General features: G+C 39.9%; 23 protein-coding genes. 12 read left to right on the top strand and 11 right to left on the bottom strand.

Going from position 1 to position 26,894, the window contains the following annotated elements; translation table 11 throughout:
• Window positions 1-24: 24 nt before the first annotated feature.
• The gene (locus PSH50_RS00775) at window positions 25-1,095 is read right to left on the bottom strand and encodes a DUF3083 family protein (protein ID WP_096041661.1); all 1,071 of its coding nucleotides are present in this window, start codon (window positions 1,093-1,095) and stop codon (window positions 25-27) included.
• Window positions 1,096-1,303: 208 nt separating this feature from the next.
• On the opposite strand from PSH50_RS00775, the gene glnS reads away from it, so the two are divergent.
• Window positions 1,304-2,968 (top strand): glutamine--tRNA ligase, encoded by a 1,665-nt coding sequence (glnS, locus tag PSH50_RS00770; RefSeq protein ID WP_054982561.1) that lies wholly within the window; start codon window positions 1,304-1,306, stop codon window positions 2,966-2,968.
• 126 nt (window positions 2,969-3,094) lie between these two features.
• On the opposite strand, the gene fur is transcribed toward glnS, so the two are convergent.
• The 5 genes from fur to PSH50_RS00745 all read right to left on the bottom strand — a co-directional run bounded on the left by fur (window position 3,095) and on the right by PSH50_RS00745 (window position 5,633).
• Window positions 3,095-3,538, bottom strand: coding sequence for a ferric iron uptake transcriptional regulator (gene fur / locus PSH50_RS00765; protein ID WP_004586675.1), 444 nt, complete (start codon window positions 3,536-3,538; stop codon window positions 3,095-3,097).
• 187 nt (window positions 3,539-3,725) lie between these two features.
• A complete protein-coding gene (fldA, locus tag PSH50_RS00760; protein ID WP_004586674.1) occupies window positions 3,726-4,253 on the bottom strand; it encodes a flavodoxin FldA in 528 nt (175 codons plus the stop codon).
• A gap of 14 nt (window positions 4,254-4,267) precedes the next feature.
• Window positions 4,268-4,546: a LexA regulated protein gene (gene ybfE / locus PSH50_RS00755; RefSeq protein ID WP_004586673.1), complete on the bottom strand. Its 279-nt coding sequence runs from the start codon at window positions 4,544-4,546 to the stop codon at window positions 4,268-4,270.
• Window positions 4,547-4,548: 2 nt separating this feature from the next.
• Window positions 4,549-4,770, bottom strand: coding sequence for a DUF2788 domain-containing protein (locus tag PSH50_RS00750; protein ID WP_004586672.1), 222 nt, complete (start codon window positions 4,768-4,770; stop codon window positions 4,549-4,551).
• A 95-nt stretch (window positions 4,771-4,865) separates the two neighbouring features.
• A complete protein-coding gene (locus tag PSH50_RS00745; protein WP_055253688.1) occupies window positions 4,866-5,633 on the bottom strand; it encodes an alpha/beta fold hydrolase in 768 nt (255 codons plus the stop codon).
• A 344-nt stretch (window positions 5,634-5,977) separates the two neighbouring features.
• Here PSH50_RS00745 and seqA point away from each other — a divergent pair, with 344 nt between their 5' ends.
• The 7 genes from seqA (at window position 5,978) to PSH50_RS00710 (ending at window position 13,902) form a co-directional block, all read left to right on the top strand.
• Window positions 5,978-6,553, top strand: a complete 576-nt coding sequence (gene seqA, locus PSH50_RS00740) for a replication initiation negative regulator SeqA (protein WP_273587328.1) — start codon at window positions 5,978-5,980, stop codon at window positions 6,551-6,553.
• A 10-nt stretch (window positions 6,554-6,563) separates the two neighbouring features.
• Window positions 6,564-8,201 carry a phosphoglucomutase (alpha-D-glucose-1,6-bisphosphate-dependent) gene (pgm, locus tag PSH50_RS00735; RefSeq protein ID WP_004586669.1) on the top strand — a complete coding sequence of 546 codons (1,638 nt, stop codon included), beginning with the start codon at window positions 6,564-6,566 and terminating at the stop codon, window positions 8,199-8,201.
• A gap of 79 nt (window positions 8,202-8,280) precedes the next feature.
• Entirely contained in the window at window positions 8,281-9,333 is a 1,053-nt protein-coding gene (gene astE, locus PSH50_RS00730) for a succinylglutamate desuccinylase (protein WP_273587327.1), read from the top strand.
• Between the two features lie 265 nt (window positions 9,334-9,598).
• A complete protein-coding gene (locus tag PSH50_RS00725; RefSeq protein ID WP_273587326.1) occupies window positions 9,599-10,813 on the top strand; it encodes a thiamine pyrophosphate-dependent dehydrogenase E1 component subunit alpha in 1,215 nt (404 codons plus the stop codon).
• Window positions 10,813-11,790 (top strand): alpha-ketoacid dehydrogenase subunit beta, encoded by a 978-nt coding sequence (locus tag PSH50_RS00720; RefSeq protein WP_024033553.1) that lies wholly within the window; start codon window positions 10,813-10,815, stop codon window positions 11,788-11,790. Before PSH50_RS00725 ends, PSH50_RS00720 begins: the two co-directional genes overlap by 1 nt.
• An 8-nt stretch (window positions 11,791-11,798) precedes the next feature.
• The gene (locus PSH50_RS00715) at window positions 11,799-13,397 is read left to right on the top strand and encodes a dihydrolipoyllysine-residue acetyltransferase (RefSeq protein WP_273587324.1); all 1,599 of its coding nucleotides are present in this window, start codon (window positions 11,799-11,801) and stop codon (window positions 13,395-13,397) included.
• Window positions 13,398-13,536: 139 nt separating this feature from the next.
• Window positions 13,537-13,902 (top strand): DUF805 domain-containing protein, encoded by a 366-nt coding sequence (locus tag PSH50_RS00710; protein ID WP_054982556.1) that lies wholly within the window; start codon window positions 13,537-13,539, stop codon window positions 13,900-13,902.
• 68 nt (window positions 13,903-13,970) lie between these two features.
• Here the strand turns inward: PSH50_RS00710 and PSH50_RS00705 are convergent, their stop codons facing one another.
• Together PSH50_RS00705 and PSH50_RS00700 are read right to left on the bottom strand one after the other, a co-directional pair.
• Window positions 13,971-15,140: a putative manganese transporter gene (locus PSH50_RS00705; RefSeq protein ID WP_273587323.1), complete on the bottom strand. Its 1,170-nt coding sequence runs from the start codon at window positions 15,138-15,140 to the stop codon at window positions 13,971-13,973.
• 140 nt (window positions 15,141-15,280) lie between these two features.
• Window positions 15,281-16,906, bottom strand: a complete 1,626-nt coding sequence (locus tag PSH50_RS00700; RefSeq protein ID WP_138685666.1) for a M28 family metallopeptidase — start codon at window positions 16,904-16,906, stop codon at window positions 15,281-15,283.
• 113 nt (window positions 16,907-17,019) lie between these two features.
• Here PSH50_RS00700 and PSH50_RS00695 point away from each other — a divergent pair, with 113 nt between their 5' ends.
• From PSH50_RS00695 to PSH50_RS00680, 4 genes are all read left to right on the top strand, one after another.
• Window positions 17,020-17,832: a DUF3025 domain-containing protein gene (locus PSH50_RS00695; RefSeq protein WP_273587322.1), complete on the top strand. Its 813-nt coding sequence runs from the start codon at window positions 17,020-17,022 to the stop codon at window positions 17,830-17,832.
• Window positions 17,829-18,617, top strand: coding sequence for an ABC transporter ATP-binding protein (locus PSH50_RS00690; protein ID WP_024033559.1), 789 nt, complete (start codon window positions 17,829-17,831; stop codon window positions 18,615-18,617). The genes PSH50_RS00695 and PSH50_RS00690 overlap by 4 nt, the downstream gene beginning before the upstream one ends.
• Window positions 18,610-19,818: an ABC transporter permease gene (locus PSH50_RS00685; RefSeq protein WP_024033560.1), complete on the top strand. Its 1,209-nt coding sequence runs from the start codon at window positions 18,610-18,612 to the stop codon at window positions 19,816-19,818. Before PSH50_RS00690 ends, PSH50_RS00685 begins: the two co-directional genes overlap by 8 nt.
• A gap of 299 nt (window positions 19,819-20,117) precedes the next feature.
• Window positions 20,118-23,174, top strand: coding sequence for an ATP-binding protein (locus tag PSH50_RS00680; protein WP_273587321.1), 3,057 nt, complete (start codon window positions 20,118-20,120; stop codon window positions 23,172-23,174).
• A 17-nt stretch (window positions 23,175-23,191) separates the two neighbouring features.
• Here PSH50_RS00680 and PSH50_RS00675 read toward each other — a convergent pair whose 3' ends face one another.
• The 3 genes from PSH50_RS00675 to tsaA form a co-directional block, all read right to left on the bottom strand.
• Window positions 23,192-24,031 carry a UDP-2,3-diacylglucosamine diphosphatase gene (locus tag PSH50_RS00675; protein WP_273587320.1) on the bottom strand — a complete coding sequence of 280 codons (840 nt, stop codon included), beginning with the start codon at window positions 24,029-24,031 and terminating at the stop codon, window positions 23,192-23,194.
• A 228-nt stretch (window positions 24,032-24,259) separates the two neighbouring features.
• Entirely contained in the window at window positions 24,260-25,984 is a 1,725-nt protein-coding gene (locus PSH50_RS00670; RefSeq protein WP_273609219.1) for a proline--tRNA ligase, read from the bottom strand.
• Between the two features lie 90 nt (window positions 25,985-26,074).
• Window positions 26,075-26,779 (bottom strand): tRNA (N6-threonylcarbamoyladenosine(37)-N6)-methyltransferase TrmO, encoded by a 705-nt coding sequence (gene tsaA, locus PSH50_RS00665; RefSeq protein ID WP_273609218.1) that lies wholly within the window; start codon window positions 26,777-26,779, stop codon window positions 26,075-26,077.
• Between the last annotated feature and the right edge of the window lie 115 nt (window positions 26,780-26,894).

Raw genomic sequence — 26,894 nt, 5'->3', positions numbered from 1 at the left:
GCCTTTTTGTTATTGGCTTAAAAATTAGTATGGGTAACTAATGTGTTGAAAAAACCGTACTGATAAATCTTGTCGTTCTTTATTTATTGCCAGCTCTGAGCACATAGCGTGTATTGTTTTTTCTACTTGATTCATAAAGCGGCCGTAGCCCATTTCATGTTTATCTTTATGGGTGGCAACAATCACAAAATGTAGTGACTCAACTAACTTTTCAGCATTGAAAAAAATATGTATTTGCGTGGCTGTGCCATTCACATCAAAACTTATTTTTTGTAATTCTGCATTCCCATCATTTTTATCTATTTGGCTATTACGCACTATGGGCCTTGCACCATTTGCAACCATAGCGCCGTGAGATAATTCGTATCGCTCGCAGCACCCTTTAAATGATTGGGCAAAGTAGTTATAAAACTCAGTGTAATTATTTTTATTTATTAAGCTTTGAAATTGCGTTTTAATGCCGCGCGAAACCGGTATAGAAAACGTTGCATAGGTCATTTCTGCATGCTCGGCGGGTATTTTACATTGGCGAGCTAAATAACGGGGGTATAGGCTTCTAAGTTTGTAGCCGTAACTTTGGTTGCAGCCTTTACTCTTGGCAAATAAGTCATAGGTTAAATGCTGATGATCGCGAAGCTTAAACTGGGGTTGTTCAATAAATAATTGTGTTTGTAAATTATCTAACACTTTTTGCACCCTGCTGTGAAATTGTGCCGAGCTTGCGCGTAAATCATCACCGGTGGCTAAAAATAACAAGCGAATTTTTTTACTTTTAAAAGTAGGGGTGTAGTGTAGTTTGTGCGCCTCGTGGTAACGCGGGTTGTAAAAAAACAACATTTGCTTTGCTGTTTCTAATTGATACGACTCATCATGAAATCTGACCACAGGTAATTTGTCGTTAGCGAGTAGGTGTACATTATGTAGCTCGTATTCATCACAGCTTGCAAATAGTTGCTTGGCAATGCGGGTATAGCAACTATCGATATCGCTAAAACTTGTGTAAAAGTCATCAGTGGGTGTTATTTCAGCGAGTAAATAGTGATTAGCTCGTGCATTTGTTGGAATATAAACTCTGTGTTGTGTAGAACTGGCCATCTTTGAATCCTTTTAAGGAGCTTAAGTTTAGGTACTATAAATGCCTTTCATGACTCAAATATTGCGCTAAAACAAATTTAAGTAATAAACTAATGCACCATTGTCATAATAACTAGAATAAACCCGCATCTAGTGCTGTATGTTAGTGTTTGTTTTTGTAATAATGCATTAGTTTTGTTATCACGAATATTCAGAGGATCGCACTCCTATGGCGGAAATTGAGAATCGCCCAAGTAACTTTATAAGAACTCGAATTGATGAAGATTTAGCAAGTGGCAAACATGCAACTACGCATACACGTTTTCCACCTGAACCAAATGGCTTTTTACATATTGGCCATGCAAAATCAATTTGTTTGAATTTTGGCATTGCAAAAGATTACGATGGTTTATGTAACCTACGTTTTGATGATACAAACCCAGAAAAAGAAGATATTAACTACGTTAATTCAATCAAAGAAGACGTGCAGTGGTTAGGCTTCAACTGGAGTGGTGAGATAAAATATTCGTCAAACTATTTTGATACCCTATACGGCTATGCAGTAGAGCTTATTGAAAAAGGCTTAGCGTACGTTTGTTTTTTAACGGCCGATCAAGCACGCGAGTATCGCGGTACGTTAAAAGAGCCGGGTAAAAACAGCCCATACAGAGACACCTCAGTAGAAGAAAACCTCGCCTTGTTTGAAAAAATGCGCGCGGGTGAATTCAAAGAAGGTGAGTGTGTGCTACGCGCTAAAATTGATATGGCAAGCTCATTTATGGTGCTTCGCGATCCAATTATTTATCGCGTTCGTTTTGCTCATCACCATCAAACAGGTGACAAGTGGTGCATTTACCCAATGTATGACTTCACACATTGTATTTCTGATGCGCTTGAGGGGATAACCCATTCATTGTGTACACTTGAGTTTCAAGATAACCGTCGTTTATACGACTGGGTACTTGATAATATCAGCCTTGAGTGCCACCCACAGCAAATTGAGTTTTCGCGCTTAAATCTTGAATACACAATTATGTCTAAGCGTAAGCTAAACGACTTAGTTGTAAATAACTATGTAGAAGGGTGGGATGACCCACGTATGCCAACTATTGCTGGTTTACGTCGTCGTGGTTATACACCGGCTTCAATACGTGAGTTCTGTTTACGTATCGGTGTGACTAAGCAAGAAAACATGGTTGAAATGGGTATGCTTGAAGCGTGTATCCGTGAAGACTTAAATGAAAACGCACCACGCGCAATGGCAGTACTCGATCCAGTTAAAGTTGTAATAGAAAACTTTGATGCAGATAAAGTAGAGACATTGTCGGTAGCTAACCACCCTAATAAAGAAGAAATGGGGCGTCGTGAAGTACCGTTTACTCGTGAGCTTTTCATTGAGCGTGAAGATTTCCGCGAAGAAGCGAATAATAAATTTAAACGCTTAGTACTTGATAAAGAAGTACGCTTACGTGGTGCTTATGTAATTAAAGCCCAGCGTGTAGAAAAAGATGAAAATGGTGAAATCACCACTATTTATTGTACTTACGACAACGAAACACTAGGTAAAAACCCAAGTGACGGTCGTAAAGTAAAAGGGGTTATTCATTGGGTTTCTGCGCCTGAGTCGGTTAATGCAGAAGTTAGATTGTATGACCGTTTATTTAATGTACCAAACCCAGGTGCAGCTGAAGAGTTCGAATCGACACTTAACCCTGATTCGTTAGTTGTATTAGAAAATGCAAAACTAGAAGCATCGCTTGCTAAAGCCGAACCAGCCCAAGGCTTCCAGTTTGAGCGTACTGGCTATTTCTCACGTGATACAAAGTCAGAAAATTTAGTATTCAACCAAACGGTTGGTCTTAGAGATTCATGGGCTAAAATCGAGAAGCAGTAACGCTTTAAAATACCAATTTGCATAATATATTATTATTGCAAATTGGTATTAAACACAGTTTAAATGCTTAATTTTAAGCACAAAAAAACCTGCAAAAGCAGGTTTTTTTATTACTATAGCGCGTTATTAGCTATTTGAATCGCTAAATGCTTTACACGCTGCTTTGTCTTGACACTCACCGTATAGGTATAAAGAGTGATTTGTTAGTGTAATACCGTTTTCTTCGGCTATTTCTAACTGGCGACGTTCAATTAAGTCATCTTCAAATTCAACAACTTTACCACATTTTAAACACACTAGGTGGTCGTGGTGAGTGCTGCCAGAAAGTTCAAATACTGACTTTCCGCCTTCAAAATGGTGACGGCTTACAATACCTGCGTCATCAAATTGGTTTAATACACGGTAAACAGTCGCAAGACCAATTTCTTCACCTAAATCTAAAAGAATTTTGTATACATCTTCAGCGCTGATGTGTTGGTTATCTGGAGATTGTAGAATTTCTAAGATTTTAATACGCGGTAAAGTTACTTTTAAACCGGCTTTTTTAAGTTCCAAGTTATGATCAGTCATTAAATCTGTCTCAAATTTGTTTGGTTATACTAGACATCTCTTACAGATGCATACGACACATTAGCAATAACAAGGATAACGCGCCTAAGCACTGAGTGCAAAGAACAATTGATCAATTTTGCTATTAATTCTAAAGTCGCTAACTGTTTGATAATTATTTAAACAGTTAGCGATAAAAGGGGGGAGGTTAGTCTGCTAGTTCGCTTAAGCACATTTCATCATATACTTGTGCGCACCATGCTTTAACACGTTGCTCTGTTAATTCAGGTTGGCGGTCTTCATCAATACCTAAGCCTACAAAGTGTGTGTCATCAGCCATACCTTTAGATGCTTCAAAGTCGTAGCCTTCACTAGACCAATGGCCAACCACAATAGCACCGCGCTCGGTAACGATGTCGTTGATCATACCCATAGCGTCTAAAAAGTATTCTGCGTAGTCTTCTTGGTCGCCACAACCAAAAATAGCCACTAGCTTACCTTCAAAGTCTACTTCTTCAAGCTCAGGGAAAAAGTCATCCCAATCACATTGTGCTTCACCGTAGTACCAAGTAGGAATGCCGAATAAGATTAAATCGAACTCTGCAATCTCTTCTTTAGAGCTTTTTGCAATGTCGTGTACAGCCACAAGCTTTTTACCCAATTCTTTTTGGATCATTTTTGCTACGTGTTCTGTATTACCTGTGTCACTTCCGAAAAAAATGCCTACACTTGCCATGGACTTCAAACCTTTTATCTATCAATAGCCAATCTTTCTTGTAAAATTGTTTCAATCAGCGCACTACGGCTAATATTTTGTGCATCTGCCATATCACTCAGTGCCTGATATAACTGTGATGAAACTTTAAATTCTACACGCTTTAAACCGCGTGCTTTATCTCGTTTTATTTGATTACGTTTATTAACCTTTAACTGCATATCCCTTGGTAAAGGGTTCGTTTTAGGCCTGCCTGGGCGCTTTTCGTATTCAAATAAATCGGGAGTTGTTCTATCTGTTTCTGACTTCGCCATGCCTAACCTACACCTGCACCTTGCCAAAAAACTTGTATAAGTCCTTTCGCAATAAAGCCAGAACACCCTAAAAAGAGGACGCCCCACACAATGTAGCGACCAAACTTAGGTACGTTACCACTATTAAGTACGTCTTTAATTGCCAGGCCGATGAATACAAAAATACCGGCTAAGCCAAAGTACAACCCTAGGGTATCAAATTCGTTAATAAACTGACTGACCATCAACGTATAACCTTTAAATTAAACGGCGCGTACTATAGCATATAAATATGCATTAATTTAGTACGGATAACCAAAAACACATGATTAAAATTGCATTAAAGCCCTGTTAAAAAGTCATTTATTGCTTTATTAACTGCAGCGGGTTTTTGAGCATGAAGCCAATGTCCTGCACCGTGTATAATTTTTGCTCGTGTATTTTTAAAGCGCTTTGTTATTTCATCGCGGTATTCTGGCAGTATGTAATCAGAATCGTTGCCTTTGATAAATAAAGTATCGCACAAACAAGAATTGTTTTCATTAACGTTAGCTGTGATTGTCGAATATTTTTCATCAAGTACATCTAAATTAAATCGCCATTTGTACTGTCCATCGTCGTTTTTAGCTAAGCTTTTTAGTAAAAACTGCCTAACACCTAGCTCATTAATGTACTCGCTCATAATAGCATCGGCTTGTTTTCTATCAGTAACCTGGCTTGTTGCCACTTTTTTTAGTGCATTAATAATCTGTGTATGGCGGGCAGGGTAACTCACAGGGGCAATATCAAGTACCACTAGCTTATTTACTTTTTGGCTATGCATTAGCGCCACTTCCATCGCCACTTTACCGCCCATTGAGTGGCCAATCAGGTGCGCATTGTTAATATTTAACGCGTTCATTAGCTCAACAATATCTGCGGCCATTGCAGGGTAGTTCATTTCATTACTGTGCGGTGAAGCGCCATGGTTACGCAAATCTACATTCGTTACCCTAAAGTGCTCGCTCAATGGTTTTGCAATAACATTTAGGTTTTCTAAAGAGCCAAATAAACCATGAATGATCACTACATCCGGACCTTCACCGTATTGTTTATAGTTTAATAGCATGACCGCCTCCTAAAATTTAGGCTTAGTTTGCCGAGCATTGCCCTAAAAAGCAAAAGATATAACGGTTAACTGCTCTGCACGCGCCTTTTATGGGGTAACACCGTTTATTTTTACGCCAGTTGTGGGCTATTTGGTGTTACCAGCCTAATGGAGATAAAAATATGAGTAGTACTTTTAAAAGCTGTTAATTACTACATTGGGTTTATAAGCAAATAATCAACACACCTTTATTAGCACGTTTATAGGATATGTTTGTGCGAGTGCTTGTTGTAACTCGCATTTATATTTGGTTTGGGTATAATCACGGGGAAAGAAAAAATGTGGCCCGTAATGACAGGAACAACATGAAACAAATCGACATAGACGACGAGTTATATCAGTATATTGCTAGCAATACACAAAGTATTGGCGAAAGCGCATCCACTATTTTACGTCGTTTATTAAATCTAAACGGTGATGACAACACTCCCGTTGCTAAGAACAATCAAAACAACCAAACAGCTACTCAAGACCCACTTGACGACACGCCAGCTACTAACGACAGCCAAGAGCAAGAGGTTGTCACACCAGTGAAGCAAACAAACGCTAATGTATTTAATATTCTAAATAAAGAAGAACTAGCAATGCAAAAAGGGGTGGTAGGCAGGTTTTTATTTATTTTAAGTGCTTTTTATAGAACGCATAAAAAAGAGTTTAGTGCTGTGCTTGATATAAAAGGGCGCGACCGCGTTTACTTTGCAACCAGCAAAGAAGACTTAGTTAATAGCGGCAGTAGTATGAACCCTAAAAACATTACCGACAGTGAGTACTGGGTAATGACAAATTCAAACACGACACGTAAAAAAATGATGCTACACGAGGTTGCGCTGTGCTTAGGTTATTCAGCAGAGCAAGCAGAAGAAATTCGCGATTACTTGTAAGGAAATAAACATGGCTATTCATTCAGGTGCTGGGAAAACTGCGCCACATTCAACTTTAGTTAACGTACCAAAACTGGTATCGGCTTATTACTTAAATGAGCCAGACTTAGAGCAAAACCCAGAGCATTGTGTTGCTTTTGGTACGTCGGGTCACCGTGGTTGCTCTTACGATGTTAAGTTTAACGAATCTCATATTTTAGCCATTACACAAGCTATTTGTGACTACAGAAAGCAAAACGACATTTTTGGTCCGCTTTTTTTAGGTAAAGATACGCATGCATTAAGTGAAGCTGCTTTTAACTCTGCCATAGAAGTATTAGTGGCTAATGAGGTGCAAGTAATCACCCAGCAAAATCACGATTACACGCCAACCCCTGTCATTAGCCATGCTATTGTTTGCCATAACAAATTAAATCCTAACGAATTAGCCGACGGTATTGTGGTAACGCCTTCACATAACCCGCCAGAAGACGGTGGCTTTAAATACAATCCACCTAACGGCGGCCCAGCAGACACCGACGTAACTAAATGGATTGAAGATAGAGCAAATCAATTACTATTAGAAGACTTAGTAGAAGTTGAGCTGTTTCCATTTGCTAAAGCATCGCGTTCAGGGTTTATTAAATACGAAGACCTAATGACGCCATATATTAACGACTTAGAAAATATCGTTAATTTAAAAGCCGTTAGCGATGCGGGTATTAAAGTAGGTATTGACCCGCTAGGTGGCTCTGGTATTAACTTTTGGCCATTAATAGCGCAAAAATATAATTTAGATTTAACCGTAGTAAACGACAGTGTTGATCCGCGTTTTGCATTTATGCCACTTGATAAAGATGGCAAAATCCGTATGGATTGTTCATCACCTTACTCAATGGCTAATTTAATTAAATTAAAAGACGACTTTGATATTGCTATTGGCAACGACCCAGATTACGACCGCCACGGTATTGTTACCCCAGATGGGTTAATGAATCCTAATCACTTTTTAGCGGTAGCGATTGATTATTTATTAAAACACCGCGACTGGGACAGCAGTGTAGAAATTGGCAAAACGCTGGTTTCTAGCTCAATGATTGACCGCGTAGTAGCTCGTAATGAGCGTAAAGTTAAAGAAGTGCCGGTAGGCTTTAAGTGGTTTGTCGATGGCTTAAACAAAGGCAAGCTTGCCTTTGGTGGCGAAGAAAGTGCTGGTGCTGCGTTTTTACGTTTTGATGGCAGCGTATGGTGTACCGACAAAGACGGCTTTATTATGGGGTTACTTGCAGCTGAAATACTCGCAGTAACAGGTAAAACACCATCAGCGCTTTATAAAGAGCTAGAGCAAGAATTTGGCTCTCCACTATACAAGCGTTTAGATGCCCCTGCTAGCAGTGCGCAAAAGTCACGTTTAAAAGCACTTAGTGCAAGCGATGTTAAAGCCGATACATTAGCTGGTGAACCTATTTTACAAAAACTGACTCATGCCCCTGGCAATGATGCGGCCATTGGCGGCTTAAAAGTAGTGACTGAAAACGGCTGGTTTGCAGCACGCCCTTCTGGTACTGAAGATATTTATAAAATTTATCTTGAGTCTTTCAAAGGTGAAGAGCATTTAGCACTACTAGAAAAAGAAGCGAAGCAATTAGTTGATTCTGTGATCAGCTAACACGGCTTACAGTATTTAAAAACGGCTGATTTATTCAGCCGTTTTTGTTTGTATCTCTCACACTATAAAAGGGCTTATCATGTTAGCCAAACCAGATTATTTAAATGAACTAATAAATAGCGGCGATTTTTTAACACTCAGTCGCGACAATGAATGGCATTTAGAGGCAAGTGAATTTGCTTTAGAAAATGGAACGCGCGTAACTGTTCACGATACAGGTGTTATTGAATTTCAACCTCAGGGTACAACAACAAAAGATGTTGTGCTTTCAAGCGCTGTACACGGTAACGAAACCGCACCTATAGAAATATGTGACGAGCTAATAAAAACCATAATAAAAGGTGAGCTTGCATTAAATCAGCGTGTGCTCTTTATATTTGGTAATCCAAAATCAATAAATATTGGCCTGCGTTTTGTAGAAGAAAACCTAAACCGTTTGTTTAACGGCCACCACACTGTTAAAGGTGTGCCAATGAACGATGAGCGCAAACGCGCAGCAAAACTAGAAGAGTATGTAACTGACTTTTTTACACGGGGTGAGCAAGGCAGTGCACGTTATCATTATGATTTACATACTGCTATACGTGGCTCAAAAAATGAAAAATTTGCTGTGTATCCTTATCTTCATGGTAAACCATGGAAAAAATCGCAGTTACAATTTTTACTTAGCTGCGGTGTAAATACCGTATTGATGATGAAATCACCGGCAACCACATTCAGTTACTATTCTTCGTTTGTTCATAGCGCTGATTCATTTACCGTTGAACTGGGTCAAGTTAAACCGTTTGGTGAAAACGACATGGCTCGCTTTGCAAAAACCAAGCAAACGCTAACTGCATTAATTAGCCAAAAAGAAGTCCAATACCCTCAATTTAATGCAAGTGATTTTGAGCTGTTTGCCGTACATCGCACAATTAATAGAACGCAACAGGACTTTAGCTTTCCGTTTTCTGATGATGCAGAAAATTTCACAGGGTTTGCTAAAGGTGAGTTGCTAGCAACAGACGGCGATACCCCTTATTATGCCGATGTGGAAGGGGAAGCTATTATTTTTCCAAATGCGCACGTTGTGCTTGGGCAAAGGGCACTGCTTACCGTTATTCCTATGCAAGTAGATAGTAATTTCGTCTAATAAAACTCATCAGACCACTCGCCTTATATGTTTAACTGTATGTTTTTATTAGTTTAATGAATGCGTACAGTTAACTTTCCATATTTTTAATCGTATTTTACTTTTGTTTCGTCTTACACTTGTTGAATAACATCTTACGTTAACGTAAGGTGGTGGCAGCTTTAATTAAATACAGCGCAGATGCTGCAAAGTTTATTCGCAAGCCTCACCCATAATAAAAACTTAAAAGGGGTGCTGTATCACAGACAACAAGAGAAGGTAGGTTATGAGTAATCCAAATAACGTATCGCTGAATATTAACCACGACCTCGAGTTTATAGACGGTCATGCGCTAACTATTCCAACCCTTAGTATTTTAACTGAGGACGGCGACATTCATCCTAGTGCTACCGCACCGACTATTTCTAAACACACAGCAATTAAACTATACGAAACAATGCGTTTTATTCGCCTACTCGATGAGCGGATGCAAGGGGCGCAGCGCCAAGGCCGCGTAAGCTTTTATATGCAATGTTTAGGTGAAGAAGCCGCTGTTACTGCCTCTGCTGCTGCACTTGATCAAGATGACATGATTATGGCGCAATACCGCGAGCAAGCCGCTTTGCATTACCGCGGATTTACGCTTGACCAATTTATGAATCAAATGTTTTCTAATGAGTTAGATTTAGGAAAAGGGCGCCAAATGCCGATTCATTATGGTTCAAAAGAATTAAATTATATGACCATATCATCGCCCCTCGGTACGCAAATTCCTCAAGCTACAGGGTATGCCTACGGGCAAAAAGTAAAACACATTGACGCAAAAACCGGCGAACTTGCAAGCACCATAGATAATGTGACTATTTGTTACTTTGGTGAGGGCGCAGCATCTGAAGGTGACTTTCATGCGGGTTTAAATATGGCTGCGGTACACAAAGCCCCTGTTATATTTTTTGCACGTAATAACGGGTATGCAATATCAACACCTGCAGATGAGCAATTTAAAGGCGATGGTATAGCATCGCGAGGCGTAGGGTATGGCATTAAAACCATACGTGTTGATGGCTCAGATGCATTAGCCGTGTTTGCAGCAACACAAAAGGCCCGCGAACTTGCAGCAACGCAGGGCGAGCCGGTATTAATTGAGTCAATAGCGTACAGATTAGGTGCTCACTCAACCTCAGATGATCCAAGTGGTTACCGCTCAAAAGATGAAGAGGCCACGCATAAAGTTTGCCCAATTGATAAATTTAAAAAATGGTTGATCAAACAAGAGTGGTTAAACGAAGAGGACGATGCTAAAGCGAAAGACACTATTCGTGAAGATATTTTAGCCGCCCTTAAACGTGCTGAAAAAGTGCAAAAGCCAGCGCTTGAAGAGCTAATATCAGATGTTTACGATACGCCAGTTCCCTCACTTGAGCGCCAATATAACGATTTAAAAGCACATATAAAGCAGCACCCAGATGCGTACCCAATAACAGCAGGGAGAATTAAGTAATGGCTAAAATGAACATGCTACACGCAATTAATTCTGCGCTCGATATCACCATGAATGAGCACCCTCAGGCGTGTATTTTTGGTGAAGATGTTGGCTATTTTGGTGGTGTTTTTAGGGCGACCTCAGGTTTGCAAGAAAAGTACGGTAAACACCGCGTATTTAACACACCGCTTACAGAGCAAGGTATTTTAGGTTTTGCCAATGGCTTAGCCGCGTTTGGCGCGCCTGCACTTGCTGAAATACAATTTGCTGATTATATTTTTCCGGCATTTGACCAAATAGTTAATGAGTCTGCCAAATTTAGATACCGCAGTGGTAATGAATTTAACGTGGGCAATTTAACGATTCGCACCCCGTATGGTGGCGGTATTGCGGGGGGCTTATATCACTCACAATCGCCAGAGGCATACTTTGCCCATACGCCAGGGCTAAAAATAGTGGTACCGCGTAACCCGTACCAAGCAAAAGGGTTACTACGAGCAAGTATTAAAGACGATAACCCCGTTATTTTCTTCGAGCCTAAACGTTTATACCGCGCTTCTACCGGCGAAGTACCAGAGGATGATTACAGCATTGAGCTGGGTAAAGCAGAAGTAGTACAAGAAGGTACAGATATCACTGTACTTGCGTGGGGCGCGCAAATGGAAATTGTTGAAAACGCAGCAAAACAAGCCAATGAACAAGGCATTAGTTGTGAGGTGATTGACCTTAGAAGCATATTACCTTGGGATGTTGAGACAATTGCTAAGTCGGTTACTAAAACAGGACGTTTAGTGATAAGCCACGAAGCGCCTATTACCAATGGTTTTGGTGCCGAAATTGCGGCGACTATTCAGCAAGAGTGCTTTTTACACCTTGAGTCACCTATTATGCGAGTATGTGGGTTAGATACACCTTACCCATTAGCACTTGAAAAAGAATATGTGCCTGATGCGCTAAAAGTAATGGCCGCAATTAAACAATCAATGGATTTTTAGGGGATACCATGGCTAAAGATTTTATATTACCCGATATTGGTGAAGGCATTGTTGAGTGCGAAGTGGTTGAATGGCTAATACAAGAGGGTGACACAGTAAAAGAAGATCAACCCATTTGTGACGTGATGACCGATAAAGCCCTAGTGCAAATACCGGCTGTGCACGATGGCGTAATCACTAAATTGTATTATCAAAAAGGGGAGATAGCGCAGGTTCATGCACCCTTGTTTGCTATGAATGTAGCCGATGAGCAAAGCCAAAGCGATGAAACACACACAGAGCAAGTGCAAAATACACAAAGCGACAACGCATCGTCAGAGCATTTAGAAGATTTTATTCTTCCAGATATTGGTGAGGGGATTGTTGAGTGTGAAATTGTTGATTGGCTAGTGGCCGAAGGCGATGAAATACAAGAAGATCAGGCTGTGTGTGATGTAATGACCGATAAAGCTCTTGTACAAATTCCGGCTAAATACACAGGTACAGTGCAAAAGCTTTACTATCAAAAAGGTGAGATTGCCCAAGTACACAGCCCGTTATTTCAAATGAGCATAGCCGGCAGTACAGCGAAACCCAATGTAGATGTAAACGAAGCCGTTGTAAAAGCACAAAGTAAAGCGGCAGATAAATCTGTAGCAACGCAGCAAACAACAGCAAATAAAGTTGTTAATAAAAAAGCGGTTGCCTCTCCAGCTGTAAGGCGCAAAGCGCGAGAGCTTGATGTTGATTTAACGTGCGTACCGGGCAGCGGTAAAAATGGCCGCATTTATAAACAAGACATAGAAGAATTTATTAAAGGTGAGGTACCTAACACAATAGATACATCACCACTTAGTAGTGCTACTACTAAAAACAGCGTTACTCAAAATAAAGAGCCACAATCGCCACAAACACAAAACGGTGGAATGCGAGCAGAGCCAATTAAAGGCATTAAAGCGGCTATGGCAAAGCAAATGATGGCCTCGGTCTCTACAATCCCTCACTTTACCTTTAGTGACGAGATAGACTTAACGCAATTAATTGCCCTGCGAGCGAGTTTAAAAGAGCAGTATAAAGCGCAAGGTGTAAAGCTCACTATGATGCCATTTTTTATCAAAGCGTTATCGCTTGCGATGAAAGAGTACCCAGTGCTTAATTCTAAAGTAAATGATGATTGCACTGAGCTTACCTACTTTGACGATCATAATATTGGGGTAGCAGTGGATTCAAAAGTGGGTTTGCTAGTGCCTAATATTAAATCGTGCCAATCTAAGAGTATTGTTGAAGTTGCAAACAGTTTAACAAGCTTAACTGATGCAGCACGCGAGGGGCGCGTAGCACCAGATGACTTAAAAGGGGGCACCATTAGCATTTCAAATATTGGGGCAATTGGCGGCACTATTGCGACCCCGATTATTAATAAGCCAGAAGTTGCTATTGTAGCATTAGGGAAGTTACAACACTTACCGCGCTTTGATGAAAGCGGCCAAGTTGTTAGCAAAGCTATTATGCAAGTGAGTTGGTCAGGCGATCACCGCGTTATTGATGGCGGTACAATTGCTCGCTTTAATAACTTGTGGAAATCGTATTTAGAAAACCCATCGGCAATGATGATGGCAATGAGTTAAAAATTAAACTTATAAAAAACCAGCAATTTGCTGGTTTTTTGTTTTAAAGCGCGGTGTTTTTAATTAAGATACAAATGTTACTAAAAGGTAATAAAACAAACCCGCTAGGGAATATAAAAACTAACACTAAGGAATTGTAATGGAACATTATATGAACGCGCTGCGTAGCTACGCAGATTTTTCAGGACGTAATCGCCGTAAAGCATTTTGGATGTTTTACTTAATAAATTTATTAATCAGCATAGTACTAGGTGTTGTTGATGAGCTTATGGGTGTAGCAGTAATTGGTACTATCTATAGCTTGGCACTGTTAATTCCTCAATTGAGCGCTGGCGCACGCCGTTTACACGATACTGGCCGCTCTGGCTGGTGGCAGCTACTTTGGTTAGTGCCAATCATTGGCTGGATTGTTATAATTGTATTCCTTGCGCAAGACTCACATGAAGGTGAGAACGATTATGGCCCAAATCCAAAAGAGTTAGCGGCTGAACCTGTTTCTGTATAAATAATACGCTAACATTAAAAAAGCTCAGCAATTGCTGAGCTTTTTTGTACTTATGATTTTTTAAACTGTTAACTTAAAAAGTAAAGCCCGTAACCAACAACTAAAGCAGGTATAGAGGTATACAAGGTAGCAATTACAGCCGCTTTTGGCGCCATTGCAATGGCAGGAAACAACGCATCGCCATCATTTGAAATCGCATTAGCAGCTAATGCACTAAAAGGAATAATGCCCTGTATATAAAGCGTGGTTACAATTATTTGTGGCCCACAGCCAGGTAAAAAACCAATGGCGACTGCAATTAACGGTGCTAAATAGGCGTAGTGCATAAACCAGGTTTTTAAATCAAGGCCTACCACACTGACTAATATTTCAAACAGCATGAACGAAGCCACCACCCAAGCAGTTACAAAATGGGTATCTTGTAATACTTTTATAAGCTTTGAAGGCGGATTACATTCATCCTCTTCAGAGGTAATTTCTTTATAGGTTTCACCTTTAGAAGAGTAGGCCCAAATAACAACCGTAAACAGTGCCATTGCTGCACCAAATAAGCTAATACCGGTGCTGGTATATTGACCAAATTGATCAAAGTTGACATTAAAGGCAATTAAAAACGCAATGATTAAACTTGGAATAATGGCAAACATCCACACAGGTTTGCTAATTTTTATTATTTTAGTGGGCAAAACTTTTACTTGGTGTTTTTGCTCTTGTGCGCTGGGACGTAAAAAATCAGGTTTGTGAATTGCATTAACTATTAATCCACACAGTGTGCCTACCACTAAACCTATAGCCATTATTGTTAAACCTTCAGTGGGGCGCGTAGCAAGCAGTAAAAAAGCAGCATCTCCCATCGTGGCGGTAAGTACAGCAACAATAGCCCCAAAGCTTGCTTGGCCTTTAGTGTATTGAGTAACCACAATAATTGCACCACCACAGCCGGGTAAAGCGCCAAGAACGGATGCAAACAGCACTTCAAGTGACTTAGATTTAGCGCTTAAGTAGCTCATTTCTAATTGAGGAATATGTTCTATTGCGTAGTAGTAAATAAGTAACGTAGCCGCTACAAATACACTAACCTGAAAAAACGCATCACTGAGAGCAGTAATGGTTATTTCGCGAAGACTAGGAACAGCTAAACATACCAATAAAAAAAGTGGTAGGAGTAAGCGTTTATTTTGGCTAACAAACCGTTTGGAAGCTGGCGTAATAAATCCTATTTGAGAGAGTAAAATCATAAGTGTGCCCCAGTTTTAGTTTAACTAGGACACACTCTATATATTTTGAAAATGATAATCAATATCATTTGTATCTATTTAAATCGATAGCTCAGTTTGAGTTTTTCGATGGTAAATAACCTACGCTCAAGCGAAATACGTTATTTGCGTTGAAACTCTGAGTTTTCGTACCATGCAGGCCATTGTGCTTGCTCGGAAATATCAAAGCCTACTTTATAAAACAATTGTAGGTCTTGCACCGCACCCGATAAATCCCACTCATCGCGGTATCTGTCACAGGGTTGATGGTAACAACCACGTAGCACTAAGCTCATACGTTTACGATAATTTGCTGTATCCTCATCAGCGGCAACTGTTCCGCCGCCTGCATACATAGCCGGAATACCCATGTTTGCAAATGCAAAGTGATCAGAGCGGTAATAACCACCTGATGATGGTTTAGGGTCGCCCGCTATTGTTCTACCTTGCTCTTTTGCTGCTTTGGCTAGTAGGTCGTCCATTTGCGACTTACCTAAACCTACTACGTTCATGTCTTTTACTTTACCTAATAAGTTTAGGCTATCCATGTTTATATTGGCGACTGTTTTATCGGCAGCAATAACTGGGTTAGCAGCGTAGTATTTAGATCCAAGTAAGCCTTGCTCTTCAGCCGTAACAGCTAAAAATGTCATTGAGCGAGTAGGGTGTTTTGGCAGCTTAGTAAATGCCTCTGCAACCTCAATTAGCCCCGCAGTGCCTGTGGCGTTATCGTGTGCCCCATTATAAATTTGGTCGCCCTTACGGGTTGTATCTGTACCTAGGTGATCCCAATGCGCTGAATAAATAACATGTTCATCCGCTTTTTCGCTACCCGGCAACGTGGCAATAAAGTTATACGACACCGATTTTTTAATTGTATTTTTAACATTAACCGATGCAGTTAAATCGCCCATGTCGACGTTATACGCACCTTTAGCTGCATTGGCTTTTGCAGTCTCAAAATCCAGACCCGCTTTAGCAAATAACTCTTTTGCTACATCAGTGGTCACCCAGCCTTCAACCGCAACGCGGTCCATATTGTTGTTCTCTTTTTGAAAACCGAACTGCTCACCGCTCCATGAGTTTTCAACCACTGACCACGGGTATGACGCAGGGGCTGTTTCGTGAATGATAATAGCACCGGCTGCACCTTGACGACTCGCTTCTTCATATTTATAAGTCCAGCGGCCATAGTAGGTCATTGCATCGCCGGTAAATAACGCAGGATCTTTTGTTGCAAAACCCGGATCGTTAACAAGCATAACAACAGTTTTGCCTTTTACGTCTAGGCCTTCGTAATCGTTCCAGTTATATTCTGGGGCATTTACACCGTAACCTACGAATACAAGCTCTGAATTTTCAATCCCTTCTTGTGCGCTAATGCGGCTACTGCCCATAACCATGTCTTTTTTGTATTGATAATCTTTGCCACCAATACTTAATACCATATTTGAATCAGCTTCTAATGAAACAAGCGGCACTTCTTGTAAAAAACTATCACCATTACCGGGTTCAAACCCTAATGCTTTAAATTGTGTAGTTAAGTAATCTAGGGTTAGTTTTTCACCTTCAGATGAAGGCGCTCTACCGCCAAATTCATCAGAGGCAAGCACTTTAATGTGCGCTGCAAGTTCATCTGCTTTAATACTGTTGTAACCCTTTGTTACATCGGTAGGTGTAATACTTGTTGTTGCACAGCCAGCTAACACAGCGCCAGCAATCAGAGTGAGAGAGAAATATCGTTTCATAGTAGCTCTATTCTTGTTCTAAGATGTAATTAGTATATTAACTTCTATTAATTAGAACCAGTTTTTGCGGTAAACTGCCCGCAAATTAACAGCATAAATTGTTAAAGGTATAAATGAAGCGCTTTACTCCGCCCGAGCAATGGCAAGTTAGTAGTTTGAAAAGCGGTGCGTTTGAGCACTTACGAACACTGTTTAATATTGATAAACAAACTGATTGGCCAACCCCCGATTGGTTCAGTGTATATTTGAATGCCATTAATGCTAATAACCTCCCCATAACGTTTGAAGACGATGCAAGCGTTGATTTTGGTGAGCGCTATTATGAGCAAGTCATTTTTGAAACTGGCGTAGTGCCAACACGCAGTAAAAATTGGCACGATTTATTTGGTGGCTTTATTTGGTGTTTGTTTCCAAAAACCAAGGCGCTTATTAATCAGCGCCACGTACAAGAAATAGCGCAACATGGCTTAAAGCAACGTACTAAACATCGTAATGCACTCACATTATTTGACGAGTGCGGCGTGGTGCTTGCCATTAGTGATACTAAGTGGCAAACGCTTTTAACAGACCATCAATGGAAAGCTGCATTTATAACTCACCGTGAAGAGTGGGGCAAAACAATACAACCTTTTATGTTTGGCCACGCTAATTATGAAATGCTCACAAAGCCCTATATTGGTTTAACGGGTAAAGCGTTATTTGTATGTGTACCGGATGAAATATTTTGTAAAGATTTAGTTACTCAATATCAGTACCTAGACCAAGTACTTTATGAGAAGATAAAAATAGAGCATTGCTTAGCCGATAACAAACAGCTTTCTCCATTGCCATTGTTAGGTGTACCAGGGTGGCATGACGCAAATGAGAATGAATCGTTCTATGATAATACCGACTACTTTAGAGCTAAACGAAGGATACGAAAATGATAGAAGTCGCAGGGCTTAAAAAAAAGTTTAAGTTAACCAAGGATCATAAAAAAAATAAAGTTGATGATATAGACCCGCGTGAAGATAAAGATTTTTTTCATTCAGTAAGAGATGTCAGCTTTCAATGTGCAAAAGGTGAAGTGTTAGGGTTACTTGGCCCTAATGGCGCGGGTAAAACTACTACATTGCGTATGCTCTCAACTGCACTTAAGCCCGATGAAGGCACAATAACTATTGCCGGCAACGACATAATTAAAAAGCCGTTAGTAGGGCGCAAGTCTATTGGTTTTTTATCCGGTTCAACTGGTTTGTATGGTCGCCTGACCGTTAAAGAAAATATTGAATACTTTGCAAAGCTTCATGGAATGAACAAAGAGCAAATAGCGGCCCGTTGTGAAGAACTTTTTACTTTGCTCGACATGCATAAATTTATTGATAAACGTGCAGAAAACCTATCTACCGGCATGAAGCAAAAAGCCAATATTGCCCGTGCTGTGGTACATCACCCAGAAGTGGTGGTACTCGATGAGCCAACCACAGGCCTTGATATCATGACCACACAAACAGTGATCAACTTTATAAAAGGCTTAAAGGCGCAAGGCACGCCTGTTATTTTTTCAACGCACCATTTAGATGAAGTGGCCCTTTTATGTGACCGTGTTGCGGTAATTAATGAAGGCGTAAGCTGCTTTGATGGCACACTTGCTGAATTCAAACAGGCAGGTAATAGTGAAGAGCTAAACCAAGCGTTTATGAACATATTAACGGAGAAACACGATGTTTGAAGTTTTTAAAAAGGAACTAACAGAACTCCTACGAGATAAAAAAACCTTGTTGTTTGTAGTCGCTCTACCCGTTGCGGTGTTTCCCTTATTATTTGCCGTTATGGCGTTTATTAGCTCTCAAGCGGCACTCGATGCTGAACAAAAGGTACATACCTACGCCATTATTAATGGCGACTACGCACCAGAGTTTACCGAAAAAGTGTTTTATCATAAAAGCTTTGAACTTTATAAAGGTGCTAAAACCTTTAATAGCATTGAAGAGTTAAAAGAAGGGGTAATCGCAGGTGATATAGACATGGGTATATATTTACCCACCAACGCTAAACAAGCCTTAAATGATGCCCAGCAAAGTAAGTGGGAAGTGGTATTTAATGATGCTAAATCTATCAACTTTTTATTTCAGCGTGTAAAAGAGCTCGCCAAAGAGTATAGCGATGCATTACAAACAGAAAAATTAATCAGTTTTGGTATTGAAAAAGAAGCCCATTTAGCACTTTTAACCCCTATTGAAGTAGTAAAGGTTGATACCGCCGATAAACGTGAAAACTTAGGTGAAAAACTAGGAGGCTTTTTGCCCTACCTACTTATTCCTATAGTTCTTATGGGCGCTACGTACCCAGCAATAGATTTAGGTGCAGGTGAAAAAGAGCGCGGTACATTAGAAACCTTATTGCTTACACCTATTACGCGTACCGAGCTGGTACTAGGCAAATTTATAACCTTACTGACAACCTCAATTGCATCAACAACTATAACTGTACTCAGTATGGGCGGGTGGATAGCCGTAGCCCTTGCATTTGCAGACCTAGAAGTAATTAAAACAGCATTTAGCTCATTAGCGGTAAGCGATTTATTAATGATTTTTGTATTGTTACTACCTATTGCCGCGATATTCTCAGCATTGGCGTTAGCAATATCTATTTATGCTCGTACATTTAAAGAAGCCCAAAACTACATGGCACCATTGAGTATGGGGGTGTTTTTTCCCATCATTGTATCCATTATGCCTAATGTAGAGCTAACAGCTAAAACTGCTTTTATTCCTGTTACTAATGTAGCGCTCGCAATTAAAGAAATTGTTAAAGGCACGGTAGATTACACCCTTGTAGGCTTAATATTTTTAGCAACAGCTATTATAGCCGGCGCGTTACTTGCCTTTTGTGTTAAGTGGTTTAACCGCGAAGACGTATTATTTAGATAGTTTAAGGTTTTATAAACGGGCAGGGTAATGCCTTGCTCGTTTACTTTTACTTTTACTACCCATTAACTGTTATCGCTTATAATTTTTTTATTTGCCGTCTATATTAATTTGTATGTTTTTTAGAATGGTATTCATCTTAAATTAACACTGCTTTTTAATAGTAATACTAAGTGATTGGTTTAGAGTATTTGTTCAAACTTTAATTACACTTTTTTAAGTAACTAATTATTTTTACTTCTATTTTTTATCAAATAATCCTCTATAATCTAACCTAGAAAATAGTGAGGAGTGAGGGTTCAATGCTAAAAAGGAATGTATTTATAACAGCAGCAAAAGGTAATAAATTATTACTGGTTGCCATTATTGTTTTTTTAGTTATTGCATTGCCTTCGGTGTATGTGTTTGAAAAAAAAGTGCGCGCAGAGATATATAACGATGCACGTAGTGAACTCAATCGTGAGCTTGAAACAAAAGCCGCGTCTTTAAAAAATCATTTAAACGACAGTATTACCGCTATTCGCTTTTTAAACGCCACTCCACCTATTCAAGGTATATCTAGAGCGACCGACAACCAATTAATCGACCCACTATTACAAACCCCAATTGCTGTATGGCAAGACCGCCTTGCTGATATTTTTAGCGGGTTTATGCAAACCGACGATTCTATTTTGCAAGCACGTTACATTATGCTTGCTGAAAATGGCCAAGAGATAGTACGAGTAGACCGCTTTTTAGGTGACATAATTAGGCTAGAGGGCGCACAACTGCAAAAAAAAGGCGGGCGAGACTACGTACTTAAAGCCAGCATGCTTGATGAAAAAAGCGTGTATATATCGCCTATTAACTACAACCGCGAAAACGGTGAAATACAAAAACCCTTTGTGAGTACATACCGCGTAGCTAAGCCTGTTTTTGATCATTTAAAGCAAGTGTTTGCAATTTTAGTGACAAACTACTCCGCAGATAAGTTATTTGAAAGTTTAACGTTTGAACTTCCACCTGGGATTAATATTTATTTGCTTAATAATGAAAGCGAATTTTTATACCACCCAAACCCAGATTTACGGTTTGGCTTTGAATTTAACCAAGCCAAAACCTGGAGCGATGAATTTAGCCCCACCCAAAACATGAACTCTCACGAAACCTTGTTAATAGGTGATGCGCCAAAACAGTACTTTTTAAATAAACGGGTAAGTTTTGAAGGCGATATTGCCATGCTGCCGTTAGAGATGGCCGTTTCTATTGATTCTGAAACCTTGTTGGAACGCGTTGCAAAAAGGCGCGAAAGTTTTATTGCCATCACCGCCACATTTTTTACCATATTTATAATTATTACGCTGTTATATCAGCGTTATATTAATCGCAAGCTGCTTATACACTCTTTAACAGAGCAAAATAATAAAGTGATTGAAAATTCACTCGACGCTATTTTTACCATAGACAGTGATGAAACTATTATTCACTGTAATCAAACGGCTAAAAAAGTTTTTGCAAGTAGGCTAGGTAATGACAACACCCGCTTTAGTAACTTATTTACCCTTGCAGATGAAGATAAAAACTGCATTAGTGAAACCATAGAGCACGGCTCTAAAATGCCATTTGAAGCGGTTTATACTGGTGATGATGGCAATAAAGAATATTATTCAATCACGCTGACCAGCGTATTTGATGTATTTAGCAATCGTTATCAGGTTGCTGCTATTTTGCGTAATATCAGCTCGTTAAAGCAAACTCAATCACAGTTACAGGGTTTAAATAGCACGTTAGAGTTAAAGGTATCTCAGCGTACTGTTGAACTTGAGCGAGCGATTGACCAAGCCCTTGCCGCAAGCCAAGCAAAAAGTGACTTTGTAGCCAATATTTCCCACGAAATACGCACACCCATGAACGGTGTTTTAGGCATGCTTGAAATGCTAAAAGAAGACAGCCTCAATGAGCAACAGCAACACTATTTAAAATTAGCCAATAGCAGTGCACATTCGTTAATGAGTTTAATTAACGATATTTTAGATTTTTCTAAAATTGAAGCGGGTAAACTAGATATTGATAATCACTCGTTTGATGTTATCTCTGTTTGTAGCGATATGATTAATTCAATTGCGCTGCAGGGCCAACGTAAAGGGTTAGAGGTCTTTTTAAATACCCAAAACGTGGTTGATAGAATGGTTATTGGTGATAGCCATCGCCTTAAGCAAATTTTAATTAATTTAATAAATAATGCGTTTAAGTTTACGCATAAAGGCGAAGTAAGTTTAACCTTAAACTCTAAATACATTACCGACAGTAAAATTTTAATGAGCTTTATAATTAAAGACACCGGTATTGGTATTGCCCCTGAAAACATCGATAAACTGTTCGATGTGTTTACCCAAGAAGATTCAAGCACTACGCGCCATTTTGGTGGCACCGGTTTAGGGTTATCTATATGTAAAAAATTGGCGCAATTAATGGGCGGTAATATCACCGTTAGCAGTGAAAAGGGCGTAGGCAGCACCTTTATTGCCACGGTAGAGTTACATGTGGCGCAACAGCAAAAACTTAATACCGGCATTGAGCTTTCTAAAGAGGTCAGTGTAGCGGCGCTTATTGCGCGCGATAACGTATTTAAAAATGTATGCGGATTATTAACTCAAACCTGTAAAATTCAGCCGAGCCATATTACAAGGCTCGACTACTTTAGTGAACACAGCGAATTTGATGCCGATTTACTGATTATTGATGACGAACACCCGCAAGTTAATGCGCTAATAAGCTACTGCGAAAAGGCAGATAAAAAATATGTGCTTATTTTGCGAGACATGGTGGTTAATAAGCAATCTAAAAAGGTGTTTCCTGAGCATAGCCACATTTTGCACAAACCACTTACACAAGATCAATTTACCTATAAGCTAGGCAGTATTTTTGGCGCTAATAATGAGTTTGTTTTAACCGCGCCTAAACAAGCAAACGATGTAGAGCCAGAGCCTGAGTTGTCTAAGTATCATGTATTATTGGTTGACGACAACATGATTAACATTGAGGTAGCGAAGGCTATTTTAAAACGCACAGGGATAAAAATTACCTGTGCAAGTGATGGTATAGAAGCACTCTCTGCCCTTAAATTTAATCAAGAGCAACCGTTTGACTTAATTTTAATGGATTGCCAAATGCCTAACCTAGATGGCTACGATACCACCAGCGAAATAAGAAATGCTAAAGCTGGGGTTGAGTATATTAGCATTCCAATTATTGCCATGACCGCAAGTGCAATGGAAGGCGATAGAGAGCGTTGCATTACCGCCGGCATGAATGACTATATTACCAAGCCAATAAAGCCTAAAACACTTAAAAATAGGCTACTAACCTGGTTAAACTAAATGGGCTAAGTCAGCAGTTACGCTGCTGACTTACTTGGTTTGGTATCAGTTTGACTAGGTTTAACTAAGCTGGTTACATCGGCTGTATCAAGTACTTTTTGCGTATCAGACCAATGCAAAAGCTCTATTTTACCGTTTGGTTGCTCAACTAATGCGGTACAGCTTTCAATCCAATCACCATCATTACAATACACAATGCCATCTACTACTTTAATTTTAGGGTGATGGATGTGTCCACAAATGATGCCATCGACTTTTTGTTTTTTTGCCTCATGTATAGCGGCATCTTCAAAAGCGGCAATGGCTTCACGGGCTTTATGTACGCGTGCTTTTATCCATGCAGCAAGCGAATAGTAGTTACCGCCAAACACTTTACGAACTCGGTTAGTCCAACGATTTAAAAACAGCAGTAAGTCGTAACCTGCATCGCCTGCAATACTAATGAGCTTGTTGTAGCGGGTTGCCGAGTCAAAGTCATCACCGTGGATCAGTAAAAAGCGTTTATTGGCTTTTGTGGTATGAATAAACTGCTGGTGGACTTCTACACCAAATAAAGTTTGATTTATGTAGTGGCGAAAGGTCTCGTCGTGGTTACCAGGTATGTATATTACACGGGTGCCATCAAGGGCTTTTTGTTGAATGCAACTAAGCACTTGGTAATGAGATGGGTGCCAATAAAAACTGCGCTTCATCGACCACAAATCAACAATATCACCCACTAAATAAAGCGTATCGCATTCAATTGAATTTAAAAAATCTAATAAATAGTCGGCTCTACAGTCTTTATACCCTAAATGTACATCCGATATCCAAACGGCTGGATAATGTTGTTTTTTACGCTGTTGATTGTTTGTCATGCCCGTCATCCATAGTGTAATAATTAAACACTGTAGATAAATCTAATGACACTTATGAGACACTTTAGCGAAGCCTGCATGACAATTTATATCAAACCAGCTAATTAAAGTTTATTGGCTGGGAAGGAGATTAGGTGAGCGGTTTTATATACATTACTATTAAACGCGCATAAAAAAGGCCGCATGTTTAAATGTGGCCTTATAAGTTTGTTTTAAGCGTAGGTGTTATTAACCTTTAACAGCCGCTTTAATAGTCTCTATTGCGGTGTCTAAATCAACCATTAACTTTTCACCGGTGCGGCGATTTTTAAGCTCAACCTTGTTTTCATCAAGGTTACGCTCACCAATCACTAAAGTATAAGGTACACCCATTAATTCCATGTCGTTAAACATAACGCCAGGGCGCTCTTTACGATCATCAAATAAAACATCTAGGCCTGCATCTTTTAAACCTTGGTATAGATTATTAGCAATATCAGGAATACGATGCGACTTATGCATGTTCATTGGCACAATAGCTAAATCAAATGGGGCAATAGATTGTGGCCAAATAATACCGTAATCATCATTATTTTGCTCAATAGCCGCTGCCACAATGCGCGAAACACCAATACCGTAACAACCCATAGTCATTACTTGGTTTTTACCCGACTCGCTCAGTACGCCTGCTTTCATGGCTTCTGAGTACTTAGTACCAAGTTGGAAAATATGACCAACTTCAATACCGCGTTTAATTAGTAAAGTACCTTGTCCACACGGGCTTGGATCGCCTTCAACAATGTTACGAATATCAGCAACTTGATATTCTTTAACATCGCGATCCCAGTTAATTCCGCTAAAGTGCTCGTCATCTTTATTAGCACCGGCAACAAAATCTGCCATTACATTAGCGGTTCTGTCTACAATAATTGGCATTGTTAAACCCACAGGGCCAAGTGAACCAGGCTTTGCACCAATTGCTGCAACAATGTCAGCCTCAGTGGCCATTTCAAGTGGAGAGTCTACAAGAGGGTGCTTTTCAGCCTTTAATTCGTTTAACTCGTGATCGCCACGTAGTACAAGCGCAACTAAACCACGTTGTTCGTTTTCATCTGGCGTACCGTAAACAATTAATGTTTTAACACCGCGGTGTGGTTTAACGCCGTAGTGCTTTTTAAGCTCGCTAATTGTTTTAGCATCTGGTGTAGGAAACGCTTTAAGCTCTTTAGATGGCTCAGGACGACTTTGAGTTGGAGCTAACGCTTCTGCTTTTTCGATGTTAGCTGCATAATCGCTTGCATCACTAAAGGCAATCGCGTCTTCACCTGATTCAGCAAGTACATGAAACTCATGCGATAAGCTACCACCAATAGAGCCTGTATCAGCAAGCACAGGGCGGTATTCTAGGTTTAAACGTTCAAAAATATTACAGTACGCTTTGTGCATTACTTTATATGTGGCATCTAAACACGCTTCACTTAAATGAAATGAATACGCGTCTTTCATCGTAAATTCACGTGCACGCATTACACCAAAGCGTGGGCGTCTTTCATCGCGCACTTTAGTTTGTACTTGGTACAAAGTAACAGGCAGTTGTTTATAGCTGCTAATCTCTTTACGAACAAAATCTGTAATTACTTCTTCATGCGTAGGACCTAGCGCAAACTCACGGTTATGGCGGTCGTTAAAGCGAACAAGTTCAGGACCAAATTGCTCCCAACGGCCAGACTCTTGCCATAAATCAGCAGGTTGAATAACCGGCATCAACATTTCTATTGCGCCTGCTTTATCCATTTCTTCACGAACAATATTTTCTACTTTACGAAGCACGCGTAAACCAGAGGGTAACCATGTATATAAACCCGAAGCGACGCGACGGATCATACCGGCTCTAAGCATTAATTGATGCGAAACAATTTCAGCATCTGATGGCGTTTCTTTAAGTGTTGCGAGTATATATTGACTGGTACGCATGATTTTTCCGAAATTAAGTAATATGTTCTTTTTAATAGGGCGCTAAGTTTACCAGCGCTTGCTTTTACACTAAAGCGCTAACTGCACTTTTTAGTTATTTTCTATACTTGTTACTAAGTTATGCTCGCCGTTAACCTGCCAGCGTATATTATAATTATACAGTGTCATACCATAACTTTGCTCGCCTTGTTTTTGTTTTTTATAGGCAGGGCGTGGGTCTTGTTTTAGTACATTAGTAATAAAATCTTCAAGCTCAGGGTAGTGTGTTTGCTTGGCAATAAAATCAATAGCCTCGGGTGAAAACGCGACGCTCATTTGTGTTTCTGGTCGGGTATCGGCAAAACCGGCACTGGCCTCATGCATTGCATCTGAATACGGTAAGTAAGGCTTTATATCCACAATAGGCGTGCCATCGAGTAAATCTATACCAGCAAGCAGTAAACTAAGTTGGCCGTTTTTATACTCAACGCCTTCAAGTTTTACAGCGCTCATCCCAATGGCGTTGGGTCTAAATGTGGCACGCGTTGCAAAAACGCCTTTGCGCTCATTGCCGCCTAAACGTGGGGGGCGCACCATAGCTGAATAGCCTTTATCGGCGGTTTCATGAAACCTAAACAATAGCCAAATATGGCTAAATTCTTCAATACCTCGCACAAATTCTTCACGATTAAACTCAGCAGTAAAAATAAGTTTGGCTTTAGCTTGAGGCACTAAACGTGGTTGCCTAGGTATTGCAAACTTTTGTTTATAAGGGGATTGAATGTGGCCAACAGCCGAAATGCTATAATCGCTCATAATGCTCAGTTAACAAAAAAATAGGGTGCTATTCTACCTCTATTTAGTATTTATAGCAGTACAGTTAATGCGTTATATTTTAGACTGACTGGTTTAATCGAATATTAGACTAAGC

The sequence above is a fragment of the Pseudoalteromonas sp. Angola-7 genome (assembly GCF_028599255.1).
GTDB classification, from domain to species: domain Bacteria; phylum Pseudomonadota; class Gammaproteobacteria; order Enterobacterales; family Alteromonadaceae; genus Pseudoalteromonas; species Pseudoalteromonas atlantica.
Note: the sequence above shows the minus strand (reverse complement) of the source record. Positions and strands in the feature narration are given on the sequence as shown.

What these genes read in the sequence shown, in the direction of transcription:
- PSH50_RS00775 (WP_096041661.1), bottom strand. Translation starts at nt 1,095, where the DNA reads ATGGCCAGTTCTACACAACACAGAGTTTATATTCCAACAAATGCACGA.
- glnS (WP_054982561.1), top strand. Translation starts at nt 1,304, where the DNA reads ATGGCGGAAATTGAGAATCGCCCAAGTAACTTTATAAGAACTCGAATT.
- fur (WP_004586675.1), bottom strand. Translation starts at nt 3,538, where the DNA reads ATGACTGATCATAACTTGGAACTTAAAAAAGCCGGTTTAAAAGTAACT.
- fldA (WP_004586674.1), bottom strand. Translation starts at nt 4,253, where the DNA reads ATGGCAAGTGTAGGCATTTTTTTCGGAAGTGACACAGGTAATACAGAA.
- ybfE (WP_004586673.1), bottom strand. Translation starts at nt 4,546, where the DNA reads ATGGCGAAGTCAGAAACAGATAGAACAACTCCCGATTTATTTGAATAC.
- PSH50_RS00750 (WP_004586672.1), bottom strand. Translation starts at nt 4,770, where the DNA reads ATGGTCAGTCAGTTTATTAACGAATTTGATACCCTAGGGTTGTACTTT.
- PSH50_RS00745 (WP_055253688.1), bottom strand. Translation starts at nt 5,633, where the DNA reads ATGCTATTAAACTATAAACAATACGGTGAAGGTCCGGATGTAGTGATC.
- seqA (WP_273587328.1), top strand. Translation starts at nt 5,978, where the DNA reads ATGAAACAAATCGACATAGACGACGAGTTATATCAGTATATTGCTAGC.
- pgm (WP_004586669.1), top strand. Translation starts at nt 6,564, where the DNA reads ATGGCTATTCATTCAGGTGCTGGGAAAACTGCGCCACATTCAACTTTA.
- astE (WP_273587327.1), top strand. Translation starts at nt 8,281, where the DNA reads ATGTTAGCCAAACCAGATTATTTAAATGAACTAATAAATAGCGGCGAT.
- PSH50_RS00725 (WP_273587326.1), top strand. Translation starts at nt 9,599, where the DNA reads ATGAGTAATCCAAATAACGTATCGCTGAATATTAACCACGACCTCGAG.
- PSH50_RS00720 (WP_024033553.1), top strand. Translation starts at nt 10,813, where the DNA reads ATGGCTAAAATGAACATGCTACACGCAATTAATTCTGCGCTCGATATC.
- PSH50_RS00715 (WP_273587324.1), top strand. Translation starts at nt 11,799, where the DNA reads ATGGCTAAAGATTTTATATTACCCGATATTGGTGAAGGCATTGTTGAG.
- PSH50_RS00710 (WP_054982556.1), top strand. Translation starts at nt 13,537, where the DNA reads ATGGAACATTATATGAACGCGCTGCGTAGCTACGCAGATTTTTCAGGA.
- PSH50_RS00705 (WP_273587323.1), bottom strand. Translation starts at nt 15,140, where the DNA reads ATGATTTTACTCTCTCAAATAGGATTTATTACGCCAGCTTCCAAACGG.
- PSH50_RS00700 (WP_138685666.1), bottom strand. Translation starts at nt 16,906, where the DNA reads ATGAAACGATATTTCTCTCTCACTCTGATTGCTGGCGCTGTGTTAGCT.
- PSH50_RS00695 (WP_273587322.1), top strand. Translation starts at nt 17,020, where the DNA reads ATGAAGCGCTTTACTCCGCCCGAGCAATGGCAAGTTAGTAGTTTGAAA.
- PSH50_RS00690 (WP_024033559.1), top strand. Translation starts at nt 17,829, where the DNA reads ATGATAGAAGTCGCAGGGCTTAAAAAAAAGTTTAAGTTAACCAAGGAT.
- PSH50_RS00685 (WP_024033560.1), top strand. Translation starts at nt 18,610, where the DNA reads ATGTTTGAAGTTTTTAAAAAGGAACTAACAGAACTCCTACGAGATAAA.
- PSH50_RS00680 (WP_273587321.1), top strand. Translation starts at nt 20,118, where the DNA reads ATGCTAAAAAGGAATGTATTTATAACAGCAGCAAAAGGTAATAAATTA.
- PSH50_RS00675 (WP_273587320.1), bottom strand. Translation starts at nt 24,031, where the DNA reads ATGACAAACAATCAACAGCGTAAAAAACAACATTATCCAGCCGTTTGG.
- PSH50_RS00670 (WP_273609219.1), bottom strand. Translation starts at nt 25,984, where the DNA reads ATGCGTACCAGTCAATATATACTCGCAACACTTAAAGAAACGCCATCA.
- tsaA (WP_273609218.1), bottom strand. Translation starts at nt 26,779, where the DNA reads ATGAGCGATTATAGCATTTCGGCTGTTGGCCACATTCAATCCCCTTAT.